Genomic DNA, 946 nt, shown 5'->3' with positions numbered 1-946 from the left:
GGGTTTGGTCGCGCAAAACTCACGCGATGTCGCCGTTATGTATGCCGGACAAGTGGTCGAAACCAGCACAGTGCCGGAGATTTTTCAACATCCTGCCCACCCTTATACCGAAGCTTTACTGCAAGCCATCCCTGAGCTGGCTATTGGGCAAGACAGGCTCAATAGTTTGCCGGGTGTGGTACCCAGCCAATATGATCGCCCAAGCGGTTGCTTATTGTCTCCCCGCTGTCCCTATAAAGAGCCCGCTTGTGAAGTACCGCCGCCCATTTTAGATACGCCCAATGGCAAAGTGCGCTGTATTCACTCTGAATTGCCTAATTTACCTACTCGCACCTCCACCCCTCACCTGTAGTGGCATAATAAAATTGGACAGCTTCTAAGAGGTTATAATAACCCAAAGAAGGAAACTAGTATGACCAACAATCGCAATCAATATACCCGAGAATTCAAGCTTGAAGCCATCAGCTTAGTGACTGAGCATAAGCGTAAAATACCTGATGTAGCAAGCTCACTTGGCATTGGCAAATCCACCCTGCAGAAATGGCTGAGTCAGTATCGACAAGAAACGAATGGCCAAGCACCTAAAGTCGGCAACGCTTTAACGGATGAACAGCGCGAGCTACAAGAATTGCGTAAGCAGGTTAAGCGACTCACTATGGAGCGCGACATATTAAAAAAGGCTTCTGCTCTGCTGGCCTTGGACAGCCAGAACGGCTATCGCTGATAAGCAAGCTTGCAGAGCAAGACAAAAGCGTCAGTAAACGCCGACTATGTGACTTATTTGGCATCATTAAAAGCAGCTACTACTATGGCACACAGACTAAGCCTATCGATATTGAACGTGTCAAACTCAAAGCCTTGATACGTCAAATATTCAATGACTCCAAACAATCAGCTGGGGCTCGCACCATTGTCGCCATCCTGTGGAATGAGCACAGTATTAGGC

The 946-nt window shown here is 47.9% G+C and carries 2 protein-coding genes; both read left to right on the top strand.

The features are described from left to right. The coding region (locus tag AAEZ03_RS25680) for an oligopeptide/dipeptide ABC transporter ATP-binding protein (protein ID WP_502947948.1) at positions 1 to 352 on the top strand (352 nt) is incomplete at its 5' end. 60 nt (positions 353 to 412) lie between these two features. Beyond that, positions 413 to 724 (top strand): transposase, encoded by a 312-nt coding sequence (locus tag AAEZ03_RS25675; RefSeq protein ID WP_350582516.1) that lies wholly within the window; start codon positions 413 to 415, stop codon positions 722 to 724. The last annotated feature ends 222 nt before the right edge of the window (positions 725 to 946 follow it).

Source organism: Pseudomonas sp. HY2-MNA-CIBAN-0224 (genome assembly GCF_040310285.1).
Classification (GTDB): Bacteria; Pseudomonadota; Gammaproteobacteria; order Pseudomonadales; family Pseudomonadaceae; genus Aquipseudomonas; species Aquipseudomonas helleri.
This window is presented reverse-complemented; position numbering and strand designations above follow the sequence as displayed.